Source organism: uncultured Roseibium sp. (genome assembly GCF_963675095.2).
Classification (GTDB): domain Bacteria; phylum Pseudomonadota; class Alphaproteobacteria; order Rhizobiales; family Stappiaceae; genus Roseibium.
This window is the reverse complement of sequence record NZ_CAXXSJ010000001.1, coordinates 1-22,547: the sequence shown is the minus strand read 5'-3', so window position 1 is coordinate 22,547 and position 22,547 is coordinate 1. Positions and strand designations below refer to the sequence as shown.

Below are 22,547 nucleotides of genomic sequence, written 5' to 3'. Positions count from 1 at the left end.
TAGGCTTGCAAAGTAAAAAATAATTTACCAATATGGCGCGACATTGCGGGGCGCGTTGGGATTCGATCTGGCCTGGTTCCTGACGAAAGGCATCTCACCAGCCTCGCCGCAGGCGCCGATCGGACCCGTACGAGATCCGTCGTCAACACGCATCAATAGGAGACAAGAATGGGTGTCATCGACGAGAGAATGGAGCAGCTCGGGCTGGTATTGCCGCCGCCCTGGACGCCTCGCGGGCGGTTCGCACCCTTTCGCAGGGACGGCAATCTCGTCGTCCTTTCAGGTCAGATCTGCGAGTGGGAAGGTCGGGTGACACTGGCGGGGCCGGTCGGAAGCGATGAGGTCAGCGCCGAGCGCGCACGCGAGGAGGCGCGGGTCTGCGCCCTGAACTTGCTTTACTGCCTGAAACTGGCGTGCGATGGCGATCTCGATCGTGTGTCCGGCATCTTGCGCCTCGGGGGCTTCGTGAATTGCGTATCCGGCTTCGACCGCTCGCCTTTCGTCATAGACGGCGCGACCGATGTGTTCGTGGATGTGTTCGGTGACAGCGGCGTGCACGCGCGTACGGCGGTCGGCGTTTGCGGACTTCCGGGTAATGCGGCTGTCGAAGTGGATGCCATGGTGGCGCTGAAGCCCGCTTAAGCGGGGTTCGGGTCCAGTGCGTTTCAGGCCCAGTGCGTTTCAGGCCAGGTCGCTTTAAGCCTGAGGCGCTGGCTTCGGGGTCACGGGCGCGAGGCGGGAGAGCGCATCGCCTGCTCCCAGAACGTTTGCGTCCTTCTGCGGCGGAGCGGCCAGCATGATCGATAGCGGCAGCCCGGCGTCATCGGTGCCCCAGGGCAGGCACAGCAAAGGTCCCCCGAGCACGGTCCAGGGGGTGAGCAGGTGTTGATATCCAGTGCCTTCGGCGCGCATCGGAGCTGGGCCGGGGACGGGAGGGGTGATGAGCAGGTCGAAGCCCGCGACATCCTGCCAGAACGCCTGTGCCGCACTTTGCAGCCGATGAAAGGCTGCGTTGGCCGAATCCTCCGAAATCGATAATCCTTCTTCAAGTCCGCGGGCAAAGAGCGGCTGCAATTTGCCGCTCTCCAGCAAGGCGCCATGCGCTCTCGATGCTTCATGCAGCATGACGGTTCGGTGATCGGCGATGACGTCGGCAAACGGGAGTTCGGCCATGGTCGGTTCCACGGCTGCTCCGCTCTTTCGGAGTGCTTCAGCGGCACCGTGAAGGGCATCGACGGCGCTGCGCTCCATGGATGCATTCCGGTCGATGGGGGGCAGTCCGATCCTGAGCGTCGACAGGTCGACGTCGGTGCCGGGCGCGCCGCCACAGGCGGCGAAGGCCCTGTCGGCCAATTCAGTCGTCCGGGCAATGAAGCCGATGGTGTCGAACGCCGGTGAAAGGGGCGTCATTCCTCTGGTCGAGAGGGTGCCGAAGGTCGGTTTGAAACCGACGCAACCGCAATAGGAGGCCGGCCGGCACAGGGAGCCGGCCGTTTGCGTGCCGACGGCAATGTCGAGAAGGCCGGCGCCGACCGCGGCACCCGATCCGCTGCTCGATCCGCCGGGCGTGCGTTCCGGATTGAAAGGGTTTTTCGTCCCGGTCGGATCGATAAAGGCGAACTCCGTCGTTGCCGTCTTGCACACGACCGATGCGCCCGCCCGCCGCAACGCCGCGACAACATCGGCATCCTCAGCGGCGGGGGCTGCGCTGCTGCCCGTTTTACTGCCGTTCCGGGTCGGCATGCCCGCCACGTCGATGACGTCCTTTACACCGACGGCCAGGCCGGACAGGGGGCCACGGTCGAGGTCGAGGGCCCGAACCTCATTGTCATCGACGTCCAGCACGGCACCGAGGCGCGGCTCCCAGTCGGCATGGGCCTGACGCCATTTTTCCGATTTTTTCACGGCACTTTCTATCGTGACCACGCAGAAGCCCTCCTTGCTCAGGTCGACCTAGCAGATTTACTTTAGGCCTTGCAATCTTAAATAAAAAGTTTTTTACTTGCTGCATCGCTGAGCATGGGCGAAAATGCCTAATTATTATGCATGTTGCCGGCGGCGAGACGACCGAACACGCGTCCAATCAAGGGGATTTCACAATGCGACTGCAATTTCGACCTTCCAGAACCGGTGCCATTCGCGGTGCGGCACTGGCCGCCGGCCTCATGCTGGCGACTGCCTGCGCCAACGCCGCAGAGCTCTCGCTGCTGTCCAGCTTCGACTCCACCCAGACACCGACCTATGCGGTGCTTGATCGCTATATGAAGAACGTCGAGATGGTCGGCGGCGATACCGTGACCTTCAAGGTTTCCGGGCCGGAAACCGTGCCGATTTTCGAGCAGCTCGAACCCGTGTCGAGCGGTGCGTTTGCTGTGCTCTATACACACCCGGTCTTTCACGCCGGCGATGGCGGACTGGCTCTGGCGGTCGATGCCATCGACGTCGACCCGGTCGCCCGTCGCGAAAGCGGGGTGTGGGATGCCATCGACAATTTCTATCAGGCTCAACACAACCTGAAGCTCGTTGCCATGATGTCGGTGAGCATGGAGGGCTACCACCTGTTCACCAAGGAGCCGCTCAGCCCTGAAGGCGACCTTGCCGGTCGTAAGGTCCGCGGAACGCCGACCTATTTCGGGCCGATCAAGGCTCTGGGCGCCGAACCCGTCGTTCTGCCCGGTTCCGAGATCTACTCGGCCCTGCAAACGGGCATCGTGGACGGTGCCGGATGGCCAGCCGCTGGCATGCTCAGCATGAAACATTATGAAGTTGCCAAGTACCGGCTCCGCCCGACTTTCGGCGCGGCCACGCAACCGGTCTTCGTCAATCTCGATGTCTGGAACGGTCTGTCCAAGGAAGAGCAATCCGTGCTTCTGGAAGCCGGCCGGATCACGGAACTCGAAATGCCCTGGATCGGAAATCACATCCAGGCAGCCGAGGATGCCAAGCTCGACGCGCTCGGAGTGAAAATCGAGACGCTGTCGCCGGAAAAGGCAGCCGAAGTCCAGAAGGCCTTCTACGACACGATCTGGGGCCTGGCGGATAACTGCTGCGGTGTTGCAAGCGCATCGCTCAAGGAACTCGCGCTCAAAGCCGATCTGACGAAATGAAACGTCCCGGCAAAATTGCCAGGTCTCGGCGGACCCCGATCGGGTCCGCCGTTGCCGCATTGGCGGCGCTGCACGACCGGATCACCGGCCTCGGCGTGAAGCTGGCGATGGCGGGTCTGGCCGGGATCGTCTTCGCCTACTGCTATGAAGTCGTCGCCCGCTATTTCTTCAATGCGCCGACCCAATGGTCGGCAGGCCTGGTCTCCTATCTCCTGCTGGTCGTCACCTTTTTGGCCATGCCGCAGGTCACGCGGGACGGGAGCCATGTTGCAGTGACGGTCGTCATAGAGAAGCTGTCGCCGGCGCACGGCCGGATTGCCGCGCGCGCCATCGCCGTCGTCGGCCTGCTCGTCTGTGCCTTCCTGACCTATGTCGTTTGCGCCGAGACGCTGCGCCAGGTCGAACGCGGCGTGCGCATCATGTCGGCTCTGCCTGTGCCAAAATGGTGGGTGTCGGTGTGGATGATCTACGGCTTCGCCTTTTCCGGGCTCCATTTCCTACGGGCGACGCAGCCCGACAAGGAGAGCCATAAAGTTTTGACATCGGAAGCTTGAATCATGGACGCCGCCGTTTTCCTCACCGCTGCCGCCCTTATCCTGATCACCCTGTTTCTGGCCGGCGTGCCTGTTTTTCTCGCCTTTCTCGTTATGAATGTCGCGGGTGTCGTCATGCTCATCGGGCCGCGGGGTTTCGGCCTTGTGGCAAATTCCATGTTCACGACCGCGACGACGGGCACGCTGACTGCCATCGCGCTGTTCGTCCTGATGGGGGAGATCCTGTTCAGGTCCGGCGCCACCGATGTTCTGTTCAAGGCGATGGATCGCATCATCGGGCGTGTCATGGGCCGCCAGTTCGTGCTCGCAGGCGTGTTGTCCGCCATTTTCGGCGCCTTGTCCGGCTCGAACATGGCCGTTTCGGCAATGATGGCCCGCACGATCTTTCCCGGCATGGTGGCCCGCGGTTACGACCGAAAGCTCTCGATCGGCATGATTCTTGGCGGCGCGAGCCTCGCTCCGGTCATCCCGCCAAGCGTTCTCGTGATCATCATCGCAACCCTGGCCAACGTGTCGGTGGCCAAGCTGCTGATTGCGGGCGTGGTACCGGGTCTCGTGCTGGCGGCACTCTTTATCGGATACACGCTGGTGCGCGTGACGCTGAAGCCATCGCTTGCGCCGTCCGAAACCGATGAACCGGCGGAGGCAGACGGTTCGGCCTGGCGCGCGCTGGCGTCGTGCCTGCCGTTCTTGATCGTCGTGGGGGCGATCATGGGACTGATCCTGGGCGGCGTTGCGACCCCGTCCGAAAGTGCGGCGACAGGTGTCGTCGGCGCCATGCTGACTGCGGCCATCTTTCGCCGGCTCAGCGTCGGGATGCTTCTGGATGCTCTGCGGGCCGCCGTGCTGATCACGTCGATGATCCTCGTGATCATGGCGTCTTCGACCCTTTTCTCGCAGCTCCTGGCCATGAGCGGCGCCTCGGGTGCCCTGACATCGGCGGTATCGAATCTCGGCCTGAGCCCCTGGTTGATGTGTATCGTCCTGCTCGGTCTGGTCTTCGGTTTCTGCCTTTTCGTCGATCAGGTTGCGGTGATGCTGGTGATCATTCCGATTTACCAGCCGCTGGTCGAGACCCTGAATTTCGATCCGCTCTGGTTCTGGCTGCTGATGCTGCTCAATGTCACCGTCGGCGGCATCACGCCACCGTTCGGCTATGCCATGTTCGCCTTCAAGGGGGCGGCGCATGGTGTGACAATGGACGAGCTGTTCGATGCGACATGGCCGTTCGTCGGCCTGTTCCTGCTCGGGATGCTTGCCGTGGGGCTTATTCCGGGCCTCGCAACCTGGTTGCCGTCCCTTCTCTAGGGGATCAGTCCCGTTCCTTGGCACCGACATAGCGCAGAACCATGCTGACAGCATGGGCGCGCCGGGCGCGTATCCAGTCTTCGGCACTCAGGTCGAAGCCGAAGACGGCCGACAGCGTATGCATGTTGTTGATGTGATGTGCGCTGATCGCGACGATCGAAACATAGAGCTGCATGGCATCGACATGCTCACGGAAGGTCCCTTCGGCGACACCACGCGCGATCAGCGCATCGAGCGTGGTGATCAGGGGCTTCGACATGTCCTGGATCATGCGCGATTGCTTGATGTGGCGTCCCGCCATCAGGTTTTCGCCCTGTGTCAGCCGAACGAAAATGTCGTTTTCCTGAAAGAAGTCGAAGGTGAAGGTCACGAAGCGTTCAAGGGCTTCGGACGCGTCGCCTGAACTCAGGAACAGTTCGCGCTCGCCATCGCGGATCTGGGCATAGACACTATCGAGCACGGCGACGTACAGGCCTTCCTTGTCGCCAAAATAGTGGTAGAGCATGCGCGCTGTGACCCGGGCGGCGCGAACAACGCGTGTCACGCGCGCGCCCTCATAGCCATGTAATGCGAACTCCCGCGTCGCCACCTCCAGGAGACGGTTTCTCGTGCGCTCGGCATCACGTTTTTCGGCCATTCTCGCCCACTCCCTTCTGGCGCCGCGTTTCCGGAGGGAAACGGACGTGACGACGTGCTCGGACAGTTCGTCGAGAGACTAGGACAAAAAGGGCGAACAATCGCAAGCCTTTGGCACAATAAAATCACGCTTTTAGGCAGAACTGGCAGGGCGCGTGGAAACGATGGGCCTTCCCGCTGCTCATTTGTAGATCACTCGGCGCTTCCCAGGCGCAGATCTTCTGGAAGGTCCCGCTGCCGAAGACGTTGCCTGAGTTCTTCGGCGCCCTGAAGGTCGCGTTCACGCACGCCTTCATCGGCACCAACCTTGTGGAGGTCGTCAGCCCCCACGGCCGTGGCCTAGGCGCACTGTTCGACACCGGCAAGACCCAACGCGGGCAACCCGCTGATGTTCGTCGTCCTCATCGCCCTCGGCTTTCTCGGTAACGTCCTCTACTACCTGGTGGTGATCCTGGAAAAGATCTTCGCCGGCTGGGCAGAGCGGAGTGCCGGGTGAGGAGGGCGTATGGTCGTTCGCACGTTCCGGGCCGCGAACAGAAAATCCGTGCTGTTGCCTACTGTCTGGAGCCCCTTTCAGCGAAGCCTGGCGACGACACCCTCCGCCCATCGTCCGGCTGCGGCTCCCATGCAGTCATGAATGGAATCCACCGCGATGACGCTGCCGAGAGACATCCGGCCCAACAGGCTCAGCCCGCGCTGGAGGTTTCCCTGACTGTCCAGAAGTTGTCCATCGGCCCTGGTTTGCCCGCCGAACCCGTCGGCGACGGCAACCAGGCGTCCCTGGTCCATCAAGTCGGTGATCACCGGGTCCGTCGATTGGTCCAGCGCGGGCGGCGGCATCACCGCGTCGATCATCACAGAGGCCGACACCTCCGCCTCGTCCGCGCTCAGCCGCCAACCGTCCGGGGTCAGGAAGATGTCCGGATCGTCGGCCGCGCGCAGGTCGACCATGCCGGCCGTAATCAGCATGAGAAGCTCCTTTGCCGAGGCGATCGGAGGGCCATAGGAATAGCGCTTCAGCCCCTCGTCGAAGTGGATTACCGCCGATCGGGTCTTCGCCTCGATCTCGGCCGGATTGAAGCCGCGCCGGAGGGCATTCTGCCATTTGCGCCAGAGCTGGCCGATCACATAGCCCGGCGAGGGGCGACGGATACCGTCCGCTATCTCGATACCGGCGCGCAGGGCCTCCTTCGGCGATTGGGTTTCCTGCGCTCCAGGATCCTCCCGTTCGGTCGCCAGCCATGTCTGGACTTCGCTGATATCGGCAGGACTGCCCGTCGCGGCCAGAATTCGCGCAGTGGGTACGAGAAGCGCCTCGCAGACGATCTCCAGCGCTTTCTCCGGTTCCGCAGAGAGTGCCTTTTCGAGCGCTGCCGCGAAGGTGCATGTCTCGTCCGGTAGCGGATCGAACATCCCGTCGAGAGACGCGGTCGCCGGCTTGGGAAAGGGGGCGTGGCCGTTCAGCGAAAACGGCAGGATGCGCGCCGGTTCCCGGCCCGAGGGGCGATAACGCCCGTCAGCGAAGCGGCCGCCCAGACCGAGGGTCAACAGGCGCAGGACGTCGAGCGTCGAAAGGCCCAGGCCTCGGATGGCGACGGTGCGACCCGTCCAGTCCCCGGCCGCCTTCAGCAATGCGTTTGCCGGATAGGCGGCCATCAGATCGCCTTTGCAGGCGCGCGCATGGGATTGCCAGCGTTCCAGTTGATCGTCCGGCGCCGTGGCCGGCTGGCCCTGTGTGAGCAGCACCTCTTCATAAGGCCCGTATCGATCGCCACCAGCCGCGATCCGCCAGCCGTCCGTACCGCGGCTGATCCCGTCGACTGCCACCTTGTGCCGCGTCAGGCTCATGGACAGCGCGTTGTGGGTCAGGTCTTCATAGCGGGCGGCCAGATAGCGGCCGAGCTGAGCCCGGGACGGGAAGGTATCGGGATCGGCGGGGGGCGACAGAAAGTCGGCGAATGTGCCGGTCCGCGCGCCGGTATAGGTCGCCGGCGCCAGCGAGATCTCGCGAACGGGAAGGTTGAGCAGACAGAACTCGCTTTGATCCGGATCGAAATTGGGCCCTGCGCCGGCGTGTGCGACCGGATCGAAAATGTCAAGATCAAGCGTAAGCCCGGCATCCTCGATCCGCTCAGCCAGGGCTTCGAGGGCGCCCAGCCCGCGGGGCCCCATTCCGATAAGTGCAATGCGGTGTGCGGCTTTCGCTGTCTTCATTCAAAAAGGCTTTCAATCCCGGCCCCGTCGATCGGGCTTGTTGTTTCCGTCAATCCGGTTTCGGTCCAAACGTTGCAGACGCGTCGATGCGTCACCGGATGAGGCAACGCAACAGAGACCGGACGCCGGTGTTAGTCCTTAAACGCGGTCAAAGGGGATTGGTTCCGGCGGAACCTGTCATGTCGGGGACGGGAGTGCTGCTGTCCTGTCTACTTACGAAGTCTTTCGTCAAGCGTTTGACATATCGAAGGTTTTCCTGCTCCGAGTTGAAGTGGACACGAAAAACAGTTGCCTCCACTCCGGTCTCCCCCCTTGAGGGGGAGATGTCGGCGCGAGCCGACAGAGGGGGGTGAAACGGTGCCGCATTTTCTGAAAAGCCGAATTCTTCGAGAGGCTTACACCCCCCTCTGTCTCCTGACGGAGACATCTCCCCCTCAAGGGGGGAGAGGAAAACAAGAGGATAAATCATAAATTCAAACCGTACGCCGTTAAACCGGACACCAGTAGGTTGGGACGGCGTGTTCGAAGGTGGCTTTCGCTGTATTGCGTTTCCGCCGGTCCCCGAGGAGGAGCAGGATAGGCGCAAGCGGGCGGCCTTGTAGGGTGCGTGGCAGGCCTCTTTAAAACATGCCCCGCAGACCGAAACGCCAACGGGATCGGCAATAAATATTTTTTGGGAGAGCTTGCGGCGCGGTTGGGGCTTCCCACATTGATCATCGCCCGAGTTCCGATCCTGCGCCGTTCCAATATCCGGACGCCGTCGCGGACCGCCTCTGCGGGCTGATCCTTTCGGAGTTACATCGTGGACGTCCTGTTCATCGACTTCCTGGGCAAACCGGCCTGGAGCTGGGGCCTGTTTCTTGTTCTCGTCGCCGTTTTGCTTGTCTTCGACCTCGGTGTCCTGCACCGCAAATGCCATGAGATCGGCGTCGGCGAAAGCCTGCGCCTGTCCGCCTTTTACATCTCCATCGGCCTGCTTTTTTCCGTCTGGATCTGGCAGTTCATGGGAGAACGGGCCGCACTTCTCTATCTCACCGGCTTCGTGGTCGAGAAGAGCCTGGCGATGGACAACATCTTCGTCATCGCCATGATCTTCGCCTATTTCGGGGTGCCGCGGCCCTATCAGCACCGGGTGCTTGTCTTCGGCATCCTCGGGGTCATCATCCTGCGCGGCATCATGATCGGGGTCGGCGCGGCGGTGGTCGAACGCTTCGAGTGGGTCCTGCTGGTCTTCGCGGCCTTCCTGATCTTTACCGGCATCAAGATGCTTCGGGACGGAGACGCCGAATATGATGTGGCGCACAATCCGGTTCTGCGTTTCATGCGGCGGCGGTTCCGGGTGACCGACGACCTGCGGGGCGAAAGCTTCTTCGTCCGCCAGCCTGCCGGACTTGGCGGGAAATCGGTGCTGTTCGTTACACCGCTCTTTCTCGCGCTCGTCATGGTCGAACTGGCCGACGTGATCTTTGCCGTGGACTCCATTCCCGCAATCTTCGCCGTCACGACCGATCCCTATATCGTCTACACATCCAACATCTTCGCGATCCTCGGCTTGCGCGCGCTCTACTTCGCGCTGTCTGCCATGATGCACCGCTTCATCCATCTGAAAACGGCGGTCTCGCTTGTGCTGGTCTTCATCGGCGCCAAGGTGATCGGCGCAGAGCTTCTGGGGATCGAGAAGGTCCCCGCCGTTCTTTTCCCTGGGGGTGACGGCGGTTCTCCTGATCGGGGGCATCGGTCTGTCGCTGTGGCAGACCCGCAGAAAACTGTCCCCTGCGCCGGCAAAAATCACACCGTGAACAGGACGAACCTATAAGCGAGGACAGTCAGGCGAGAGGTCCAGCCCGGTCCCAGGGATTGTTGTGAGCCCCTAACGTCTTCCCGCGAGCAGCATTTCTGCCGTGCTGAAATCCTCTGGCGTGTTGATGTTGAGAAGCTCGAAGCGGGATGATCGCTAAAATCGACCAACATCAGGTCCTGTTCCTCTGCGAAAGCGAGAATGGAAAGCCGGTCACTCGTCCCCAGGAATTTGCTGAGTTTCTCTGTGAGTGAAACCGGCCAAAGCGCAAAGGCGGCTCCGGCTTTCCGTTGTAACTCGCCATGGCAACGACGTCCGGTGAGTGCGCGCAAGCGGCCAGCCTGGCCGGGCAGATCATCCGGGTAAAAGGGAGCGTCGGTTGGAACACTCAGCAGCTGACGGTGGTTCGGGTGATATTTGCGAACCCACAAGAGGCCCGCCAGAATGCCGGCCAGTGGTCCCTTTGGCGGCCCCTCGAAACCCGAAATCGTATCGGGAACGAGGGCATATTCATTATGGGACAGCGCAGGGTTGGCAGAGTTGATCATAACCGGATCGCAGCCCTGCCCATAGAGCTTGTCGGCGGTCAGATGCGCAAGCTTGCGCCCGTTGCCAATGAGCTTGTCGGTCGGCAGCGCAGGCCGTCGCCCGTAGATTGTCATCTCCGCCTTGTCCTGACCCATGCAAGTCGAAAGCCCGCCCGCAAGGACGATTGCCGCAATGTGCTCAGACATTTGGTTGCGTCACTAAAATACCTTCACGTCGATCGACAATAGCGACATGGATCGCTGCGGCAAGCGCCAAGAGTGTCGAGGCGGACATGACTGCAATCAAGGGAAATACCGCACAATCGATGTGGAACGATGCGCCAGCCAATGCGGACAGGGCTGCTCCACCGCAGATGCGGCGAGCGTCGATTTGATCCTACCCCAGTGAAGTGTTCCGCCGTTATGTTTCGGAAAACGGGGATCAAGTTTGGGAAACAAGCACCACAAGACGAAAAGAATGTTACGAAGCTTCGGCAGGTTGAGTTTCTTGTCGGCCAGGGCATGGCGCGGCTCGATGGGATCCGGGCAGACCTACTACCGCTGGCGCAAGCCCTATGGCGGCATGGGTACCGTCCTGTTGTAAGCGCTTGATTGGTTGGATAGGGAGACTGCACGTCTCCGCATCTCGGTTTCCGATCGGGGGAACCGAAAACCCGCCCGATCGTCTACAATGGGCGGGTTTCTTGCTTCAGTCTGCCTTGTGCCGCGTTCCGGCCCGTTGCAGGCTTCTTGGACACCGACACAAAGTGTTTCGGATGACCGCTCCTCGTCGAGGTAGGTAACAGAGCTTTCCCCAAGGCGCGTTATGAGTATGCGAGGCATGGGATGAATTCATGTCAGTCCGGATTGAGAGTGGGATAATGGCGTAATCTCATATTCGGCCTACTAGGTACGGGTGACCGCTTTGCGTCCGCATTTCAGCCACAAAACCGGTTGTGATTTCCCCCGCAAACCGGACGTTCGTTGCATCGAAAAAATTGAATTGTAGCAGGTCTTGACGATAGGCGTGCCTTCTTCTGCCTCTAACGCTGAATGGGGACAATCAGCGCTTCCAATAACTTCGATTCCTTCATGGAATTCTCCTTCTCCCGGTATCCGCATCACAATAGAAAAGTGCCAGTTCAAAACGTTCGCAGATCGGGTATCTCGCCATAGAGATGATAGTTTGCCAAGTAGACCAACTCAACGTAAGATTGATATGTTGGTAAGTTGGATACCTCTGATGAATCATGCACGGCTAATTGCGACCTCTTGGGTCCTTTTCCTTCTGATTTCGACCGTAGACGCCGCCGAATGGGGGTTCCGTACAAGTTCTGGAGATTACATATCTTTGGATCGCGACGCGGACGGCTCTCTATCGGGATCGTTGCTTGAACTGAAGGGCGCAGATACGCCGAATGCCCACGCTATTACTGGGTATAACATAGAAAAAGGGAAAATGACGCTGAAGATCCCGGATCTCTATGGAGATAAAGAGATTACGCTGATCAAAGGAGTCGAGAATGGCAATGTCACATGGAGCCCAGACCCAAAGTCCGGCGGCGACATTGCTCTTGAACTGCGCGGCATTACCAATCGCAGCGATTCCTTGGCGGATCAGATCCTGCTCAATTGGAAAGGCGATACCAGCCGGCTGATCAGTGCCAGCGCGTTCTCCGCGTTGACCGCCTATGTCGAGCAGAAGTACGGCAAGGCGCTCTCGACCGGCAAACCGGTTGGCATCGTTACTCCGCACAACTATGCTGCCTTTTGGGATGCCTATTCTGGCAAGGCGAACACTGACGCCTCGATCCGCACATTTTTCGACGGCTCGAATTTCGGTACCGCACTCGTTGCGATGAACACCGATGTCATGATGCAGGCCTACGCTTCTACCCGCGTGGGTGACACCACCACCCAAGCGCTACTCGGCAACATCAATTCCAAAGCCTACGTAATCAGCGGAACTCATTCGCGAATGTCAATCATGCGCGTTCCGACGCGCAGCTTTTTCGACGATTATTACGAGAACACCGAGTCGCTCGATAAGATAAAGGCGGTGGTCACGAAAATGTTCGACGCGATCTCGAACAATAAGGACTGCGATATCGTCAAACAGAATAACAAACTTGGTGAAATTCAGTGCCTGTATCACTCCTCAGAGTACAATTTCAGCGGCAATTCCTGGATGCGGACGATCGTGGCGTTCTTCATTGAAGACACTGCGTTGGACGGAAAACGCACTCTGGCTTGGGAGCCGATCTCCTACTTTGCAAAGGGCCTCGATGTAGACGACACGCCCTTTGAGGACCAGTTCCTGCGGATCGAAGACAAGAAGCCATACAGTGAAATCGAGAACGCCATGTTGACCCGCTTTTTCGATGCGCTGTCGCAGACCTATAGGGGATCGGAAGTTATCGGCTGGAGATAAGAGTCAAATGCGCAAGGGATATATTGTAATATTTGTTTCAATTCTTGTCCTCGGCGGACATCTCGGGTTGCTCCCGATGATATTTTTCTATGCGTCGCGCTTTGAAATGGCAGACAAGCTCGACACCGCCTTCGTAATCGGACCAATCACCGCGGCTTATTTCATTACGATTTCGAAATTCGTTATTGACTCGCGCGATGTAACCGATCGTCACCGACGAGAAGGTCAACGCGCTTTATGCGATCTTCTCGATCGTCATTTCGTCTTTCTTCGTACTCTCGATCTACACCGTCATCTGGATGATGCAGAATCGAATGATCGTCGATATATCGTCTGCCAAGCGCAGCGTCGGAGTCATTGAACTCTTCGTCGGCGGCGGCTTTGCTCTCTTCGTCGACAACATCTTCGGCACGAAACGTTGATGGATTTCACCACTTTCGTGCGAACTGAAATCCTTCATTCCGCCCGTATTTTGAATGCGCGGTAAGCCAAATAGAGTCGGACGGTCTTCGCATCCTTGCCATCTTCGCGCTCACAGCCTTGGAGGTGACGTGGCATCGGCTGTAAGTTGAGCGATAACTTGCGCGTATCCACCATCGACAGGGAACTGCCAAACCGCATACGGTCCATCAACTCGGCGGATTCACAAAACCCGCCCGATCGTCTCCGATGGGCGGGTTTCGTTTTTTCAGGCCTTAGCCTCGACGTTTAGCTACACCCGCTCGTGCTGCCGCAGGTGTCGCACTTCAGGCAGGTGCCGTTGCGGACCATGGTGAAGTTGCCGCATTCCGAGCAGCTTTCGCCTTCGTAGCCCTTCATGCGGGCCTGGGCGATCTGCTGGGCCGCATCGTTTTGCTGCGGGGCAGGGGGCGTGCTGACTTCCACGGCGGCGACCGCTTCGGAACCGCGGGCGAAGGCGGTGGCGATCGCCGAGGTCTGGGCGGCCGGGGTGTTGGTCGTCTTGGCCGACACCGCGTCGCTCAGAGCACCGGCCGGTTCGCCGCTGGAGACCAGGCGGAAGCGCTCGGTCTGGCCGCGGACGAGGCCGTGGGAAACGACGGCCGGCTGGGCTGCGACCTTGTCCTTGCCTTCGTTCGGGCCAGTGCTCATGGCCGTGTTGCCGATCGCTTCCGGCGGCACATGGGCGAGGTCGTGGCGGCCGAGATAGGACACGGCCAGTTCGCGGAAGATGTAGTCGAGGATCGACGTCGCGTTCTTGATCGCCGAGTTGCCCTGCACCATGCCGGCCGGTTCGAACCGGGTGAAGGTGAAGGCGTCGACATATTCTTCCAGCGGCACGCCGTATTGCAGGCCGAGCGAGATGGCGATGGCGAAGTTGTTCATCAGCGAGCGGAAGGCGGCGCCTTCCTTGTGCATGTCGATGAAGATCTCGCCGAGACGGCCGTCCTCGTACTCGCCGGTGGTGAGATACACCTTGTGGCCGCCGACGCGTGCCTTCTGGGTGTAGCCCTTGCGGCGGTCCGGCATCTTTTCCCGTTCGCGGATGGCGCGTTCTACGATGCGCTCCACGATCCGTTCCGCAACCACTTCCGCCTTGGCGGCCATGGGCTTGGCGGCGATGGCTTCCGCCACCTCGTCGTCTTCCATGTCCTCGTCGGCGAGCAGCTGGGCATTGAGCGGCTGGGACAGCTTGGAGCCGTCGCGGTAGAGCGCGTTGGCCTTCAGCGCCAGACGCCAGGACAGCATGTAGGCTTCCTTGCAGTCGTCGACGGTGGCGTCATTCGGCATGTTGATCGTCTTGGAGATCGCGCCGGAAATGAACGGCTGGGCCGCCGCCATCATGCGGATGTGGCTTTCCACCGACAGGAAGCGCTTGCCGATGCGGCCGCACGGGTTGGCGCAGTCGAACACGGCGTAGTGCTCTTCCTTCAGGTGCGGTGCCCCTTCCAGGGTCATCGCGCCGCAGACGTGGGTGTTGGCCGCTTCGATCTCTTCCCTGGAGAAGCCCATGTGGGTCAGAAGGTCGAAGGCCGGATCGATCAGCTTTTCTTCCGGAACCATCAGTTCAGCCATCTGCTCGTCGCCGACCGTCCAGCGGTTGAAGACGAACTTGATGTCGAAGGCGGAGCCGAGAGACGCCTTGATCTTGGCCAGGCTCTCGTCGGAGAAGCCCTTGGCCTTGAGCGTCGTCGGGTTGATGTACGGCGCCTGGTCGATGGAGGCATGACCGACCGCGTAAGCCTCGATCTCGGCGATCTCGGCTTCGGAGTAACCGAGGCCGCGCAGGGCTTCGGGAACGGCGCGGTTGATGATCTTGAAATAGCCGCCGCCGGCGAGCTTCTTGAACTTCACCAGGGCGAAGTCGGGCTCGATGCCGGTGGTGTCGCAGTCCATGACCAGACCGATGGTGCCGGTGGGCGCAATCACGGTGGACTGTGCGTTGCGGAAACCGTTCCTCTCGCCGAGCTCAAGCGCCCGGTCCCAGGCGAGCTTCGCCCGTTCGATCAGGGTCTTGTCCGGGCAGTTGGAGTGGTCGAGGGCGACCGGGTTGGTGTTGAGCGCCTCGTAGCCGGTGTCCTCGCCATATGCGGCGCGGCGGTGGTTGCGGATGACCCGCAGCATGTCCTTGGCGTTCTTGTCGTATTCCGGGAAGGCGCCCAGCTCGCCGGCCATTTCCGCAGACGTTGCGTAGGACACACCGGTCATGATCGCGGTCAGCGCACCGCAGATCGCGCGGCCTTCGTCGCTGTCATAGGGAATGCCGGAAGTCATCAGCAGGCCGCCGATATTGGCGTAGCCGAGACCGAGCGTGCGGAACTTGTAGGACAGTTCCGCAATTTCCTTCGACGGGAACTGGGCCATCAGCACGGAGACTTCCAGAACGATGGTCCACAGGCGGACGGCATGCTCGTAGTTGTCGACGGCAAACGAGCCGTCCTCGCGGCGGAACTGCAGCAGGTTCAGGGACGCCAGGTTACAGGCGGTGTCGTCCAGGAACATGTACTCCGAGCACGGGTTGGACGCGCGGATCTCGCCCGAAGCCGGGCAGGTGTGCCAGTCGTTGATGGTGGTGTCGAACTGCATGCCCGGATCGGCGGATGCCCAGGCGGCATAGCCGATCTGTTCCCAAAGGTCCTTGGCCTTGATCGTCTTCGACCGCCTTGTCGGTGATGCGGGCGGATCAGGTCCCATTCCCCGTCTTCCACGACAGCCGACAGGAAGCCGTCGGTGACGCGCACGGAGTTGTTGGAGTTCTGGCCGGAAACGGTCAGGTAGGCTTCGGAATCCCAGTCGGTGTTGTAGGTCGGGAATTCGATCTTGGTGAAGCCCTGGCGTGCGAACTGGATGACGCGCTGGATGTAGTTGTCGGGCACCATCATCTTCTTGGCGGCGCGAGATTTCGGCGGCCTTGAGGGCCGGGTTCTTGGCCGGATCGAAGCACTCGCCGTTGTCCGCCCTCGCAATTGACGCAGGCGCGCATGACGGCGCCCAGGTGCTTCTGGCCAGACCTTGGAGCCGGTGACGAGGGCGGCCACCTTCTGCTCCTCGACTTGACCTTCCAGTTGATGTATTCCTCGACGTCCGGATGGTCGACGTCGACCACGACCATCTTGGCCGCGCGGCGCGTGGTGCCGCCGGACTTGATCGCGCCGGCCGCCCGGTCGCCGATCTTCAGGAAGCTCATCAGGCCGGAGGACTTGCCGCCGCCCGACAGCCGTTCGCCTCTCGCCGCGCACGCGGGAGAAGTTGGAGCCGGTGCCGGAGCCGTACTTGAACAGGCGCGCCTCGCGGACCCACAGGTCCATGATGCCGCCTTCGTTGACGAGGTCGTCGCCGACGGACTGGATGAAGCAGGCATGGGGCTGGGGATGCTCATAGGCCGTTGCGGAGCGGGTCAGTTCGCCGGTCTGGAAATCGACATAGAAGTGGCCCTGGCTCGGGCCGTCGATGCCATAGGCCCAGTGCAGGCCAGTGTTGAACCATTGCGGGGAGTTCGGCGCCACCTTCTGGGTCGCCAGCATGTAGCGCAGCTCGTCATAAAAGGCGTGGGCGTCTTCTTCCGTGTCGAAGTAGCCGCCTTTCCAGCCCCAGTAGGTCCAGGTGCCGGCCAGGCGGTCGAACACCTGACGACCGTCGATCTCGGAGCCGTAGCGCTCGTCTTCAGGCAGCTTCTTCAGCGCCTTCTCGTCGGCTTCCTGGCGCCACAGCCAGGACGGGACGGTGTTTTCCTCGACGGGCTTCAGTTTGGCCGGAACGCCGGCCTTGCGGAAATATTTCTGCGCGAGAATGTCGGCCGCAACCTGGGAGAATTGCGCCGGAACCTGGATATTCTCGAGCCGGAACACGATCGATCCGTCCGGATTACGGATCTCGCTCGTTGCCGTCCGGAATTCAATGTCGGCGTAGGGAGACTGTCCCTGTTTCGTATAGCGCCGCTCAATCCGCATTCCATGTCCCCTTCGATTTCCCGGTCGGGCCGTACTTTGTTTTCCGGCCGCGAATCCCACGCAATTCAATCCGAAACCTAGTCGGTCCGGTCGGCGACAACGCCGATCCCTGTTTTTTCCGGACCGCTTTGGCTGGCCCGTTATCTAGTGTTTTGTGTGCTGATGGCTACTACATATAGTGTTCATCAACAGCTTTGTCACGAGGGGGCTGGGGAGCTTTTGCGGAACCCAGACACACCCGTAGCTAGCGCCCGAATGGCGTTCGCCAAGGCTCGGGACGCGTTACGCTCGATACTGGATACTGGAGGATCGGAGGCGGGGAAGACCGCTTCCGGATACGCACACTGAAAGTGATAAAAAACTAGAGTGAATCAATCGTTACCGTCAAGCGCGTATCGACAAGCTGTTGTGTCTAATTTTGGTGCAAGCCCCAAATATAGTGTGGCTATGTGGATAGCGGGGAGTGTTGCGCAAACGCGCGGACTTCTGCGATTTTGGGCCTGAGCCGGCTCAAAAACAAACGTTCCCGCCCTGCCGCAAATTTCAGCGGAACCGCGCGGTTTAGATGAAAATTTTATGAAAATGGCAGGCCGCGCATTGAGTGCGACTTAAAGCGCCTTCGGCATTGTTTCAGTTGGGGACAATCAAGAGCGGATCTAATGAAGCATCACGCAGCGTATGGCTTAGGGCTTGAGGATCTCGATGTGGTCATCGTCGAGGACAGCAAACCCATGCAGACTTTGATCCGGTCGATTCTCATCAGTTTCAAGGTTGCCCGCGTCCGGGTCTTCGATTCGGCGGACGATGCGCTGGAGGCCATGCTGAGCGAGCCGCCGAACGTGATTCTCGCCGACTGGCGTATGACGCCCACCTCCGGCTATCAGCTGCTGCGCCTGATCCGCCACCGGCATATGGAGCCCCTGTGCTACGTGCCGCTGCTGTTCATCACTGCCCACGGCACGCGGGCCCTGGTCGACAAGGGGCTGAGGGCAGGAGCGCATCATCTGCTGGTCAAGCCGCTTTCGCCGTCGACCCTCTGCAGCCGCCTGAAATGGCTTCTGACCGACGAGCGGCCAATGATTCTGGAAAACTCCGGCTTCTACAACATCGAGGGGATCCACAAGACCCTCGATGTTCAGGCGGAGAAGATCCGGAGCCTGGAAAACGCGCGTAGCTATCACGAGCAGGCAACCAAGCGCCTGGCGGCCGTGCAAAGCGCGGTGGAAAAGGAATTCGCCTCCGCCTCCAGGCGCGTGCCCGATTCGATCGACCTCACCGGCAAACGGATCATTCCATCTGCAACGGACAAGAAAGCGCCACGCATTTCCGCTTTCGGTGCGACACGCACTACCGGCACCTGACGGTTCCCCCCGTTCGGGGCCGTTCCCCCTGTCTGAGGCTAAGAGCGGGGAAATGCGGGCTGGACAGCCGCCCTGCGAGCCGTCATATTCGCGCCAATCCTGCTGGCGGTCCGGCTGATACCGTCCGCGATACCAATGCTTTTCGCTCAAGGATCTCTTCAGGCGATGTGGAAGCTCATACTCGAACTGTTCACCTGGTGGAACGGCCAGACCATGGGAACGCGCTTTTTCACCTGGCGCAAAGGTGAATTCGTCGGCGAGGACGAGTCCGGCAACAAATATTACCGGGAACGCGGCGGCAAGAAGCGCTGGGTGATCTACAACGGTCTCGCCGAAGCCTCGACGATACCTCCGGGCTGGCATGGCTGGATGCACCACCGCGTCGACACGCCGCCGACCGATGAGACCTATTATCCCAAGCACTGGCAGAAGCCGCATCAGCAGAATCTGACCGGCACGCCGGGCGCCTATCGCCCGCACGGTTCGATCCTGACCCCGGAACACCGTCCGGAAGTCTCCGGCGACTACCAGGCCTGGACGCCCGGCCAGTAAGCCTCAGCGCGGGTCTTTACAAAGCAGTGTAAAGACAGGCGGCAAGTGGCTGAAAAAGATCCAAAAAAAGCCCGCCGAACCGGCGGGCTTTTTTATTTTGCGACATACACTGATTTCGTCATCCCGGACGGAGCGCCAGCGAAGATCCGGGACCGGCGAGCCACGGTCATTGTCGTTCGGATGGTGCGCATCAAATCGTCAGGCTTCTCCCTCGCCGGCCCCGAGCTCGCGCTGTCGCTTGGCCGGGGTTGACTATGGAGAGGGTTGGTCCGGTCGTACTAAATTTGCTTTCTGCAAAAGCGGATAGAATTAATACTGGAACACATTGCATTGCCAAAACCGGCTGACTCCAGTGGGAAGGAGGCGCGTCAAAACATATTGGACACAAGTCGGATGCATTTCGCTGAGTATAATGCAAGGTGAGAAACGTTGAACACATCCAAAGATCGCGGGCGGCGCGCATTATATTGCCCGCGCTCTCGACCATTCAGCTCGCCTCAGGCGGAGAGGTTGCGGACAACGGAAAGAAGAATGAATTTCACTAATGTACTTACTGTATTTGTAGCTTTTCTTCCGATGTTTCTTTGCGAAAAGGCTATGTCATCGGATGACGTCTCTTATTGGGTGTCTCGTAATTTTGATGAAGCTCCCGATGTGAATTCTAGCAGAGAAAATATCGGAAAGAGTGAACGGTCATACCGTCCTTCTATTCTTGAATTAGGCAAAGGGATTCCATCTGGGTTTCGCAAAGACGCAGATATAAGATTGTGTTTTGACAACAGGCCTCTTGCCGCGGCTCGTTGGCACAATCTTGGTCGTGAATCTTATCCCTCCGGTTCGATGCGTTACTTCTGCGAACACTATGACCTTGTCAAGGGAATTGGTTACATTACGCATCCAAAGCGTCTTTCCACTGACAGTATTACCAAAGGTCTTTTGATATCCCGGAATTCATTTGGAAAAATCACCTGCGAAGCCATCTTCACGATGAGCTCTTTATTCTCAGTCTTATCCTACAGGGAAAGCTATCCAGATCTTCCACCCATAAGCGAGATTGAAATCTGGCCCTATGGAGGAATGTTCCCGTTCGGTGGTGACGTCCTAGATAAAGGGCTTAGGGCTCATCTAGACCCCAGAGACCATTATTCAATCGTAGGTACCGTTACTGGTGAGCCTATTCTGGTTGATTTATCACTCAACCATACTTGGTCCTGCGTGGCCCCGGCATTTCGTCTCTACTGGTCCCGAGTCTGGAGCGATTGCCAGGAAGGGAGCGCGCGGATGATGGTGGATCCTTTGATGGAAGAGATAGAATATCCTGTTCTGGCTGAACTATTCGATGAAATCATGGTTTCAACACAGGGCTGTTATGTTGGCGAAGGGAAATAAATTTTATCAAAATATCGAGAGTTAGGTGGCGAAATCAGCCTACACAACGGTTGAATGCGAAACAATCTCTAAGATCTGCTTCCACGATTATCCACGTTCATAAGATAGATCTGTTCAGAGAGGATGCAAAAAAAAGCCCACGGAATTCGGCGGGCTTTTTTCATACCTGGCGGTGCGGATCAGTCGATCTGCACGTAATCGTCCGGCGTCAGGCCGAGCCGGCCGTCGAGGTAAGTACCGCAACGGTCCATCAGGTCGTCCATGCTGTTCTCGAAGAAGTGGTTCGCACCAGGGATTTCCTGATGGTCGATGACGATGCCCTTCTGGGTCTTCAGCTTGTCGACAAGGGTCTGCACATCCTTCTGCGGCACGACCTTGTCGTTCTCGCCATGGATGATCAGGCCGGAAGATGGGCAGGGAGCCAGGAACGAGAAGTCGTGCAGGTTGGCCGGCGGGGCGACCGAGATGAAGCCTTCCACTTCCGGACGGCGCATCAGCAGCTGCATGCCGATCCAGGCGCCGAAGGAGAAGCCGGCAATCCAGCAGGCGCGCGCATCCGGATGTACGGTCTGCACCCAGTCGAGGGCCGCGGCCGCATCAGAAAGTTCGCCCTGGCCATGGTCGAAGGCGCCCTGGGACCGACCGACGCCGCGGAAATTGAACCGCAGGACCGCGAAGCCGCGCTGCGCGAACATGTAGTAGAGCTGGTACACGATCTGGTTGTTCATCGTGCCGCCGAACTGCGGATGCAGATGAAGCACCAGGGCGATCGGTGCATTTCGTTTTTTCGCGGGATGGAACCGGCCTTCCAGCCGGCCCGCGGGACCGTTGAAGATCACCTCGGGCATGAAGCGCTATGTCCTTTTTTATCGCGGCACCCTTGGGATTCCCGGGCGCGCCTTCAGTTCTATATACGTGAAATCCCTAAGTCTAAACTTGACTCACAGGTTCCGAGTTTCTAGAACCTTCTTTAGAATTATTCGAAAGTCGCTCACGCCTCATATCGTTGAAAACGAGACGCGACGTCGTCAGGTGGGCACGTTTAAGCCATCGGGGCGGAAAATTTCAAGTTTTCCGTAACGGAGGGTGAACGAAAAGATTTTCGATCCGGCTTTAAACAGGTGAAACACAGGCTCACGGACTGGCCATGCCTCAGGCGAAAGACCATGTCTATCTCGACCATAACGCTGGCGCGCCGCTGCGCCCCGGTGCGAGGGAGTGCATGGTCGAAGTCCTGAACGATGTCGGAAATGCGTCGTCGGTCCATGCCGACGGCCGCCGTGCCCGTGCCAGGATCGAAGCCGCGCGCGAGCAGGTGGCCAGCCTGTGCAAGGCCCGCTCCCGGGCTGTCACCTTCGTGTCCGGTGGGACCGAAGCCAATATGACGGCCCTGACCCCTACCTGGCAGGACCAGGGGTCTCCGGCCTACCTGGAACGTCTTCTGCGCGGCGCGACGGAACACCCGTCCGTTGCCGCCGGCGGCCGGTTCCCGGCTTCCATGCAGGAGGTCATTCCTGTCGACGGCAATGGTCTGATTCGGCTGGATGCTCTGAAGGATATGTTGGCGGAAGGCGGGCCGGCGCTTGTGTCGGTCATGGCGGCCAATAACGAGACAGGCGTGATCAGTCCGCTTGCCGAAATCGGTGATCTGGTGGCAGAGGCCGGCGGCTTCTTCCACGTCGACGCGGTGCAGGCGGCCGGGCGCATGGAAAACGACATGGACGCCTGGAAGGCCGATGCCATCAGCCTGTCGGCCCACAAGTTTGGCGGACCGCAGGGCGCAGGGGCGCTCGTCGTCCGATCCACGGCCCGCGTGCCGGCGCCGCTGATGCTTGGCGGCGGTCAGGAGAACTGGCGCCGGGCCGGCACGGAAAACGTGGCCACCATCGCCGGCTTTGGTGCAGCCGCCCAGGAAGCGGAAACAGAAGCGCAGGATACGGCGCGTCTGGCTGGCTTGCGTGACAAATTGGAAGCCGGCGTACGTGAAATCTGCCCCAGCGTGACTATATTCGGGGAAGAGGCGCCGCGTCTTGCGAATACGAGCTGCTTTGCAGCCCCCGGAATTTCGGCGGAAACGGCGCTGATCGCCTTTGATCTGGAACGCCTGTCCCTGTCATCCGGTTCTGCCTGCTCGTCCGGCAAGGTGTCCGTCTCCCATGTGCTGACCGCCATGGGGACCAATGAGGCGACCGCTCGTTGCGCGCTGCGTGTCAGCCTCGGCTGGAACAGCACGGAAGCCGACATTGACCGTTTTCTGCAGG

17 protein-coding genes and 3 pseudogenes are annotated in these 22,547 nt (G+C 59.8%); 12 read left to right on the top strand and 8 right to left on the bottom strand.

Annotated elements, in window-relative coordinates; translation table 11 throughout:
- Positions 1-168 precede the first annotated feature (168 nt).
- Entirely contained in the window at positions 169-642 is a 474-nt protein-coding gene (locus tag ABIN98_RS00100; protein WP_346906298.1) for a RidA family protein, read from the top strand.
- A 54-nt stretch (positions 643-696) separates the two neighbouring features.
- On the opposite strand, the gene ABIN98_RS00095 is transcribed toward ABIN98_RS00100, so the two are convergent.
- Complete coding sequence (locus ABIN98_RS00095) at positions 697-1,926, bottom strand: amidase (protein WP_346906296.1); 1,230 nt, start codon at positions 1,924-1,926, stop codon at positions 697-699.
- A 173-nt stretch (positions 1,927-2,099) separates the two neighbouring features.
- On the opposite strand from ABIN98_RS00095, the gene dctP reads away from it, so the two are divergent.
- The 3 genes from dctP to ABIN98_RS00080 are packed head-to-tail and all read left to right on the top strand — an operon-like array spanning position 2,100 to position 4,969.
- On the top strand, positions 2,100-3,107 hold the full coding sequence (dctP, locus tag ABIN98_RS00090) for a TRAP transporter substrate-binding protein DctP (protein WP_346906294.1): 1,008 nt from the start codon (positions 2,100-2,102) through the stop codon (positions 3,105-3,107).
- Positions 3,104-3,661: a TRAP transporter small permease gene (locus ABIN98_RS00085; RefSeq protein WP_346906292.1), complete on the top strand. Its 558-nt coding sequence runs from the start codon at positions 3,104-3,106 to the stop codon at positions 3,659-3,661. Before dctP ends, ABIN98_RS00085 begins: the two co-directional genes overlap by 4 nt.
- 3 nt (positions 3,662-3,664) lie before the next feature.
- A complete protein-coding gene (locus ABIN98_RS00080; RefSeq protein ID WP_346906290.1) occupies positions 3,665-4,969 on the top strand; it encodes a TRAP transporter large permease in 1,305 nt (434 codons plus the stop codon).
- Positions 4,970-4,973: 4 nt separating this feature from the next.
- Here the strand turns inward: ABIN98_RS00080 and ABIN98_RS00075 are convergent, their stop codons facing one another.
- The 3 genes from ABIN98_RS00075 to ABIN98_RS00065 form a co-directional block, all read right to left on the bottom strand.
- Positions 4,974-5,606, bottom strand: coding sequence for a TetR/AcrR family transcriptional regulator (locus tag ABIN98_RS00075; protein WP_346906288.1), 633 nt, complete (start codon positions 5,604-5,606; stop codon positions 4,974-4,976).
- Between the two features lie 191 nt (positions 5,607-5,797).
- Entirely contained in the window at positions 5,798-5,935 is a 138-nt protein-coding gene (locus ABIN98_RS00070; RefSeq protein WP_346906286.1) for a hypothetical protein, read from the bottom strand.
- Between the two features lie 243 nt (positions 5,936-6,178).
- Positions 6,179-7,819 carry an FAD/NAD(P)-binding protein gene (locus ABIN98_RS00065; RefSeq protein ID WP_346906284.1) on the bottom strand — a complete coding sequence of 547 codons (1,641 nt, stop codon included), beginning with the start codon at positions 7,817-7,819 and terminating at the stop codon, positions 6,179-6,181.
- A 799-nt stretch (positions 7,820-8,618) separates the two neighbouring features.
- Here ABIN98_RS00065 and ABIN98_RS00060 point away from each other — a divergent pair.
- A pseudogene (locus ABIN98_RS00060) lies at positions 8,619-9,618 on the top strand (TerC family protein).
- On the opposite strand, the gene ABIN98_RS00055 reads toward ABIN98_RS00060, so the two are convergent.
- On the bottom strand, positions 9,608-10,351 hold the full coding sequence (locus ABIN98_RS00055; RefSeq protein WP_346906282.1) for an NTP transferase domain-containing protein: 744 nt from the start codon (positions 10,349-10,351) through the stop codon (positions 9,608-9,610). The pseudogene ABIN98_RS00060 and the gene ABIN98_RS00055 overlap by 11 nt on opposite strands.
- A gap of 1,144 nt (positions 10,352-11,495) precedes the next feature.
- Between ABIN98_RS00055 and ABIN98_RS00050 the strand changes: the two genes are divergently transcribed.
- Both ABIN98_RS00050 and ABIN98_RS00045 read left to right on the top strand, forming a co-directional pair.
- Entirely contained in the window at positions 11,496-12,575 is a 1,080-nt protein-coding gene (locus tag ABIN98_RS00050; RefSeq protein WP_346906280.1) for a hypothetical protein, read from the top strand.
- Between the two features lie 7 nt (positions 12,576-12,582).
- Positions 12,583-12,936 (top strand): hypothetical protein, encoded by a 354-nt coding sequence (locus tag ABIN98_RS00045; protein WP_346906278.1) that lies wholly within the window; start codon positions 12,583-12,585, stop codon positions 12,934-12,936.
- A 347-nt stretch (positions 12,937-13,283) separates the two neighbouring features.
- Here the strand turns inward: ABIN98_RS00045 and ABIN98_RS00040 are convergent.
- Positions 13,284-16,206: pseudogene (locus tag ABIN98_RS00040) on the bottom strand (vitamin B12-dependent ribonucleotide reductase); the annotation flags it as partial.
- 397 nt (positions 16,207-16,603) lie between these two features.
- A pseudogene (locus tag ABIN98_RS00035) lies at positions 16,604-16,984 on the bottom strand (vitamin B12-dependent ribonucleotide reductase); the annotation flags it as partial.
- A gap of 659 nt (positions 16,985-17,643) precedes the next feature.
- Between ABIN98_RS00035 and ABIN98_RS00030 the strand changes: the two are divergent.
- The 4 genes from ABIN98_RS00030 to ABIN98_RS00015 all read left to right on the top strand — a co-directional run bounded on the left by ABIN98_RS00030 (position 17,644) and on the right by ABIN98_RS00015 (position 20,286).
- Positions 17,644-18,345: a response regulator gene (locus ABIN98_RS00030; protein WP_346906276.1), complete on the top strand. Its 702-nt coding sequence runs from the start codon at positions 17,644-17,646 to the stop codon at positions 18,343-18,345.
- Between the two features lie 165 nt (positions 18,346-18,510).
- Positions 18,511-18,897 carry an NADH:ubiquinone oxidoreductase subunit NDUFA12 gene (locus ABIN98_RS00025; protein ID WP_346906274.1) on the top strand — a complete coding sequence of 129 codons (387 nt, stop codon included), beginning with the start codon at positions 18,511-18,513 and terminating at the stop codon, positions 18,895-18,897.
- A gap of 45 nt (positions 18,898-18,942) precedes the next feature.
- Positions 18,943-19,149: a hypothetical protein gene (locus tag ABIN98_RS00020; protein ID WP_346906272.1), complete on the top strand. Its 207-nt coding sequence runs from the start codon at positions 18,943-18,945 to the stop codon at positions 19,147-19,149.
- A 279-nt stretch (positions 19,150-19,428) separates the two neighbouring features.
- Positions 19,429-20,286, top strand: a complete 858-nt coding sequence (locus tag ABIN98_RS00015; RefSeq protein ID WP_346906271.1) for a hypothetical protein — start codon at positions 19,429-19,431, stop codon at positions 20,284-20,286.
- A gap of 179 nt (positions 20,287-20,465) precedes the next feature.
- Here the strand turns inward: ABIN98_RS00015 and ABIN98_RS00010 are convergent, their stop codons facing one another.
- Positions 20,466-21,134 carry an alpha/beta hydrolase gene (locus ABIN98_RS00010; protein ID WP_346906269.1) on the bottom strand — a complete coding sequence of 223 codons (669 nt, stop codon included), beginning with the start codon at positions 21,132-21,134 and terminating at the stop codon, positions 20,466-20,468.
- Between the two features lie 299 nt (positions 21,135-21,433).
- Here ABIN98_RS00010 and ABIN98_RS00005 point away from each other — a divergent pair.
- The coding region (locus ABIN98_RS00005) for a cysteine desulfurase family protein (RefSeq protein ID WP_346906267.1) at positions 21,434-22,547 on the top strand (1,114 nt) is incomplete at its 3' end.

Bases quoted from the DNA above. Each gene is read 5' to 3' on its own strand.
- ABIN98_RS00065 (WP_346906284.1), bottom strand. From the start codon at position 7,819: ATGAAGACAGCGAAAGCCGCACACCGCATTGCACTTATCGGAATGGGG.
- ABIN98_RS00055 (WP_346906282.1), bottom strand. From the start codon at position 10,351: ATGTCTGAGCACATTGCGGCAATCGTCCTTGCGGGCGGGCTTTCGACT.
- ABIN98_RS00010 (WP_346906269.1), bottom strand. From the start codon at position 21,134: ATGCCCGAGGTGATCTTCAACGGTCCCGCGGGCCGGCTGGAAGGCCGG.
- ABIN98_RS00025 (WP_346906274.1), top strand. From the start codon at position 18,511: ATGTGGAAGCTCATACTCGAACTGTTCACCTGGTGGAACGGCCAGACC.
- ABIN98_RS00080 (WP_346906290.1), top strand. From the start codon at position 3,665: ATGGACGCCGCCGTTTTCCTCACCGCTGCCGCCCTTATCCTGATCACC.
- ABIN98_RS00075 (WP_346906288.1), bottom strand. From the start codon at position 5,606: ATGGCCGAAAAACGTGATGCCGAGCGCACGAGAAACCGTCTCCTGGAG.
- ABIN98_RS00100 (WP_346906298.1), top strand. From the start codon at position 169: ATGGGTGTCATCGACGAGAGAATGGAGCAGCTCGGGCTGGTATTGCCG.
- ABIN98_RS00085 (WP_346906292.1), top strand. From the start codon at position 3,104: ATGAAACGTCCCGGCAAAATTGCCAGGTCTCGGCGGACCCCGATCGGG.
- ABIN98_RS00030 (WP_346906276.1), top strand. From the start codon at position 17,644: ATGAAGCATCACGCAGCGTATGGCTTAGGGCTTGAGGATCTCGATGTG.
- ABIN98_RS00015 (WP_346906271.1), top strand. From the start codon at position 19,429: ATGAATTTCACTAATGTACTTACTGTATTTGTAGCTTTTCTTCCGATG.
- ABIN98_RS00045 (WP_346906278.1), top strand. From the start codon at position 12,583: ATGCGCAAGGGATATATTGTAATATTTGTTTCAATTCTTGTCCTCGGC.
- dctP (WP_346906294.1), top strand. From the start codon at position 2,100: ATGCGACTGCAATTTCGACCTTCCAGAACCGGTGCCATTCGCGGTGCG.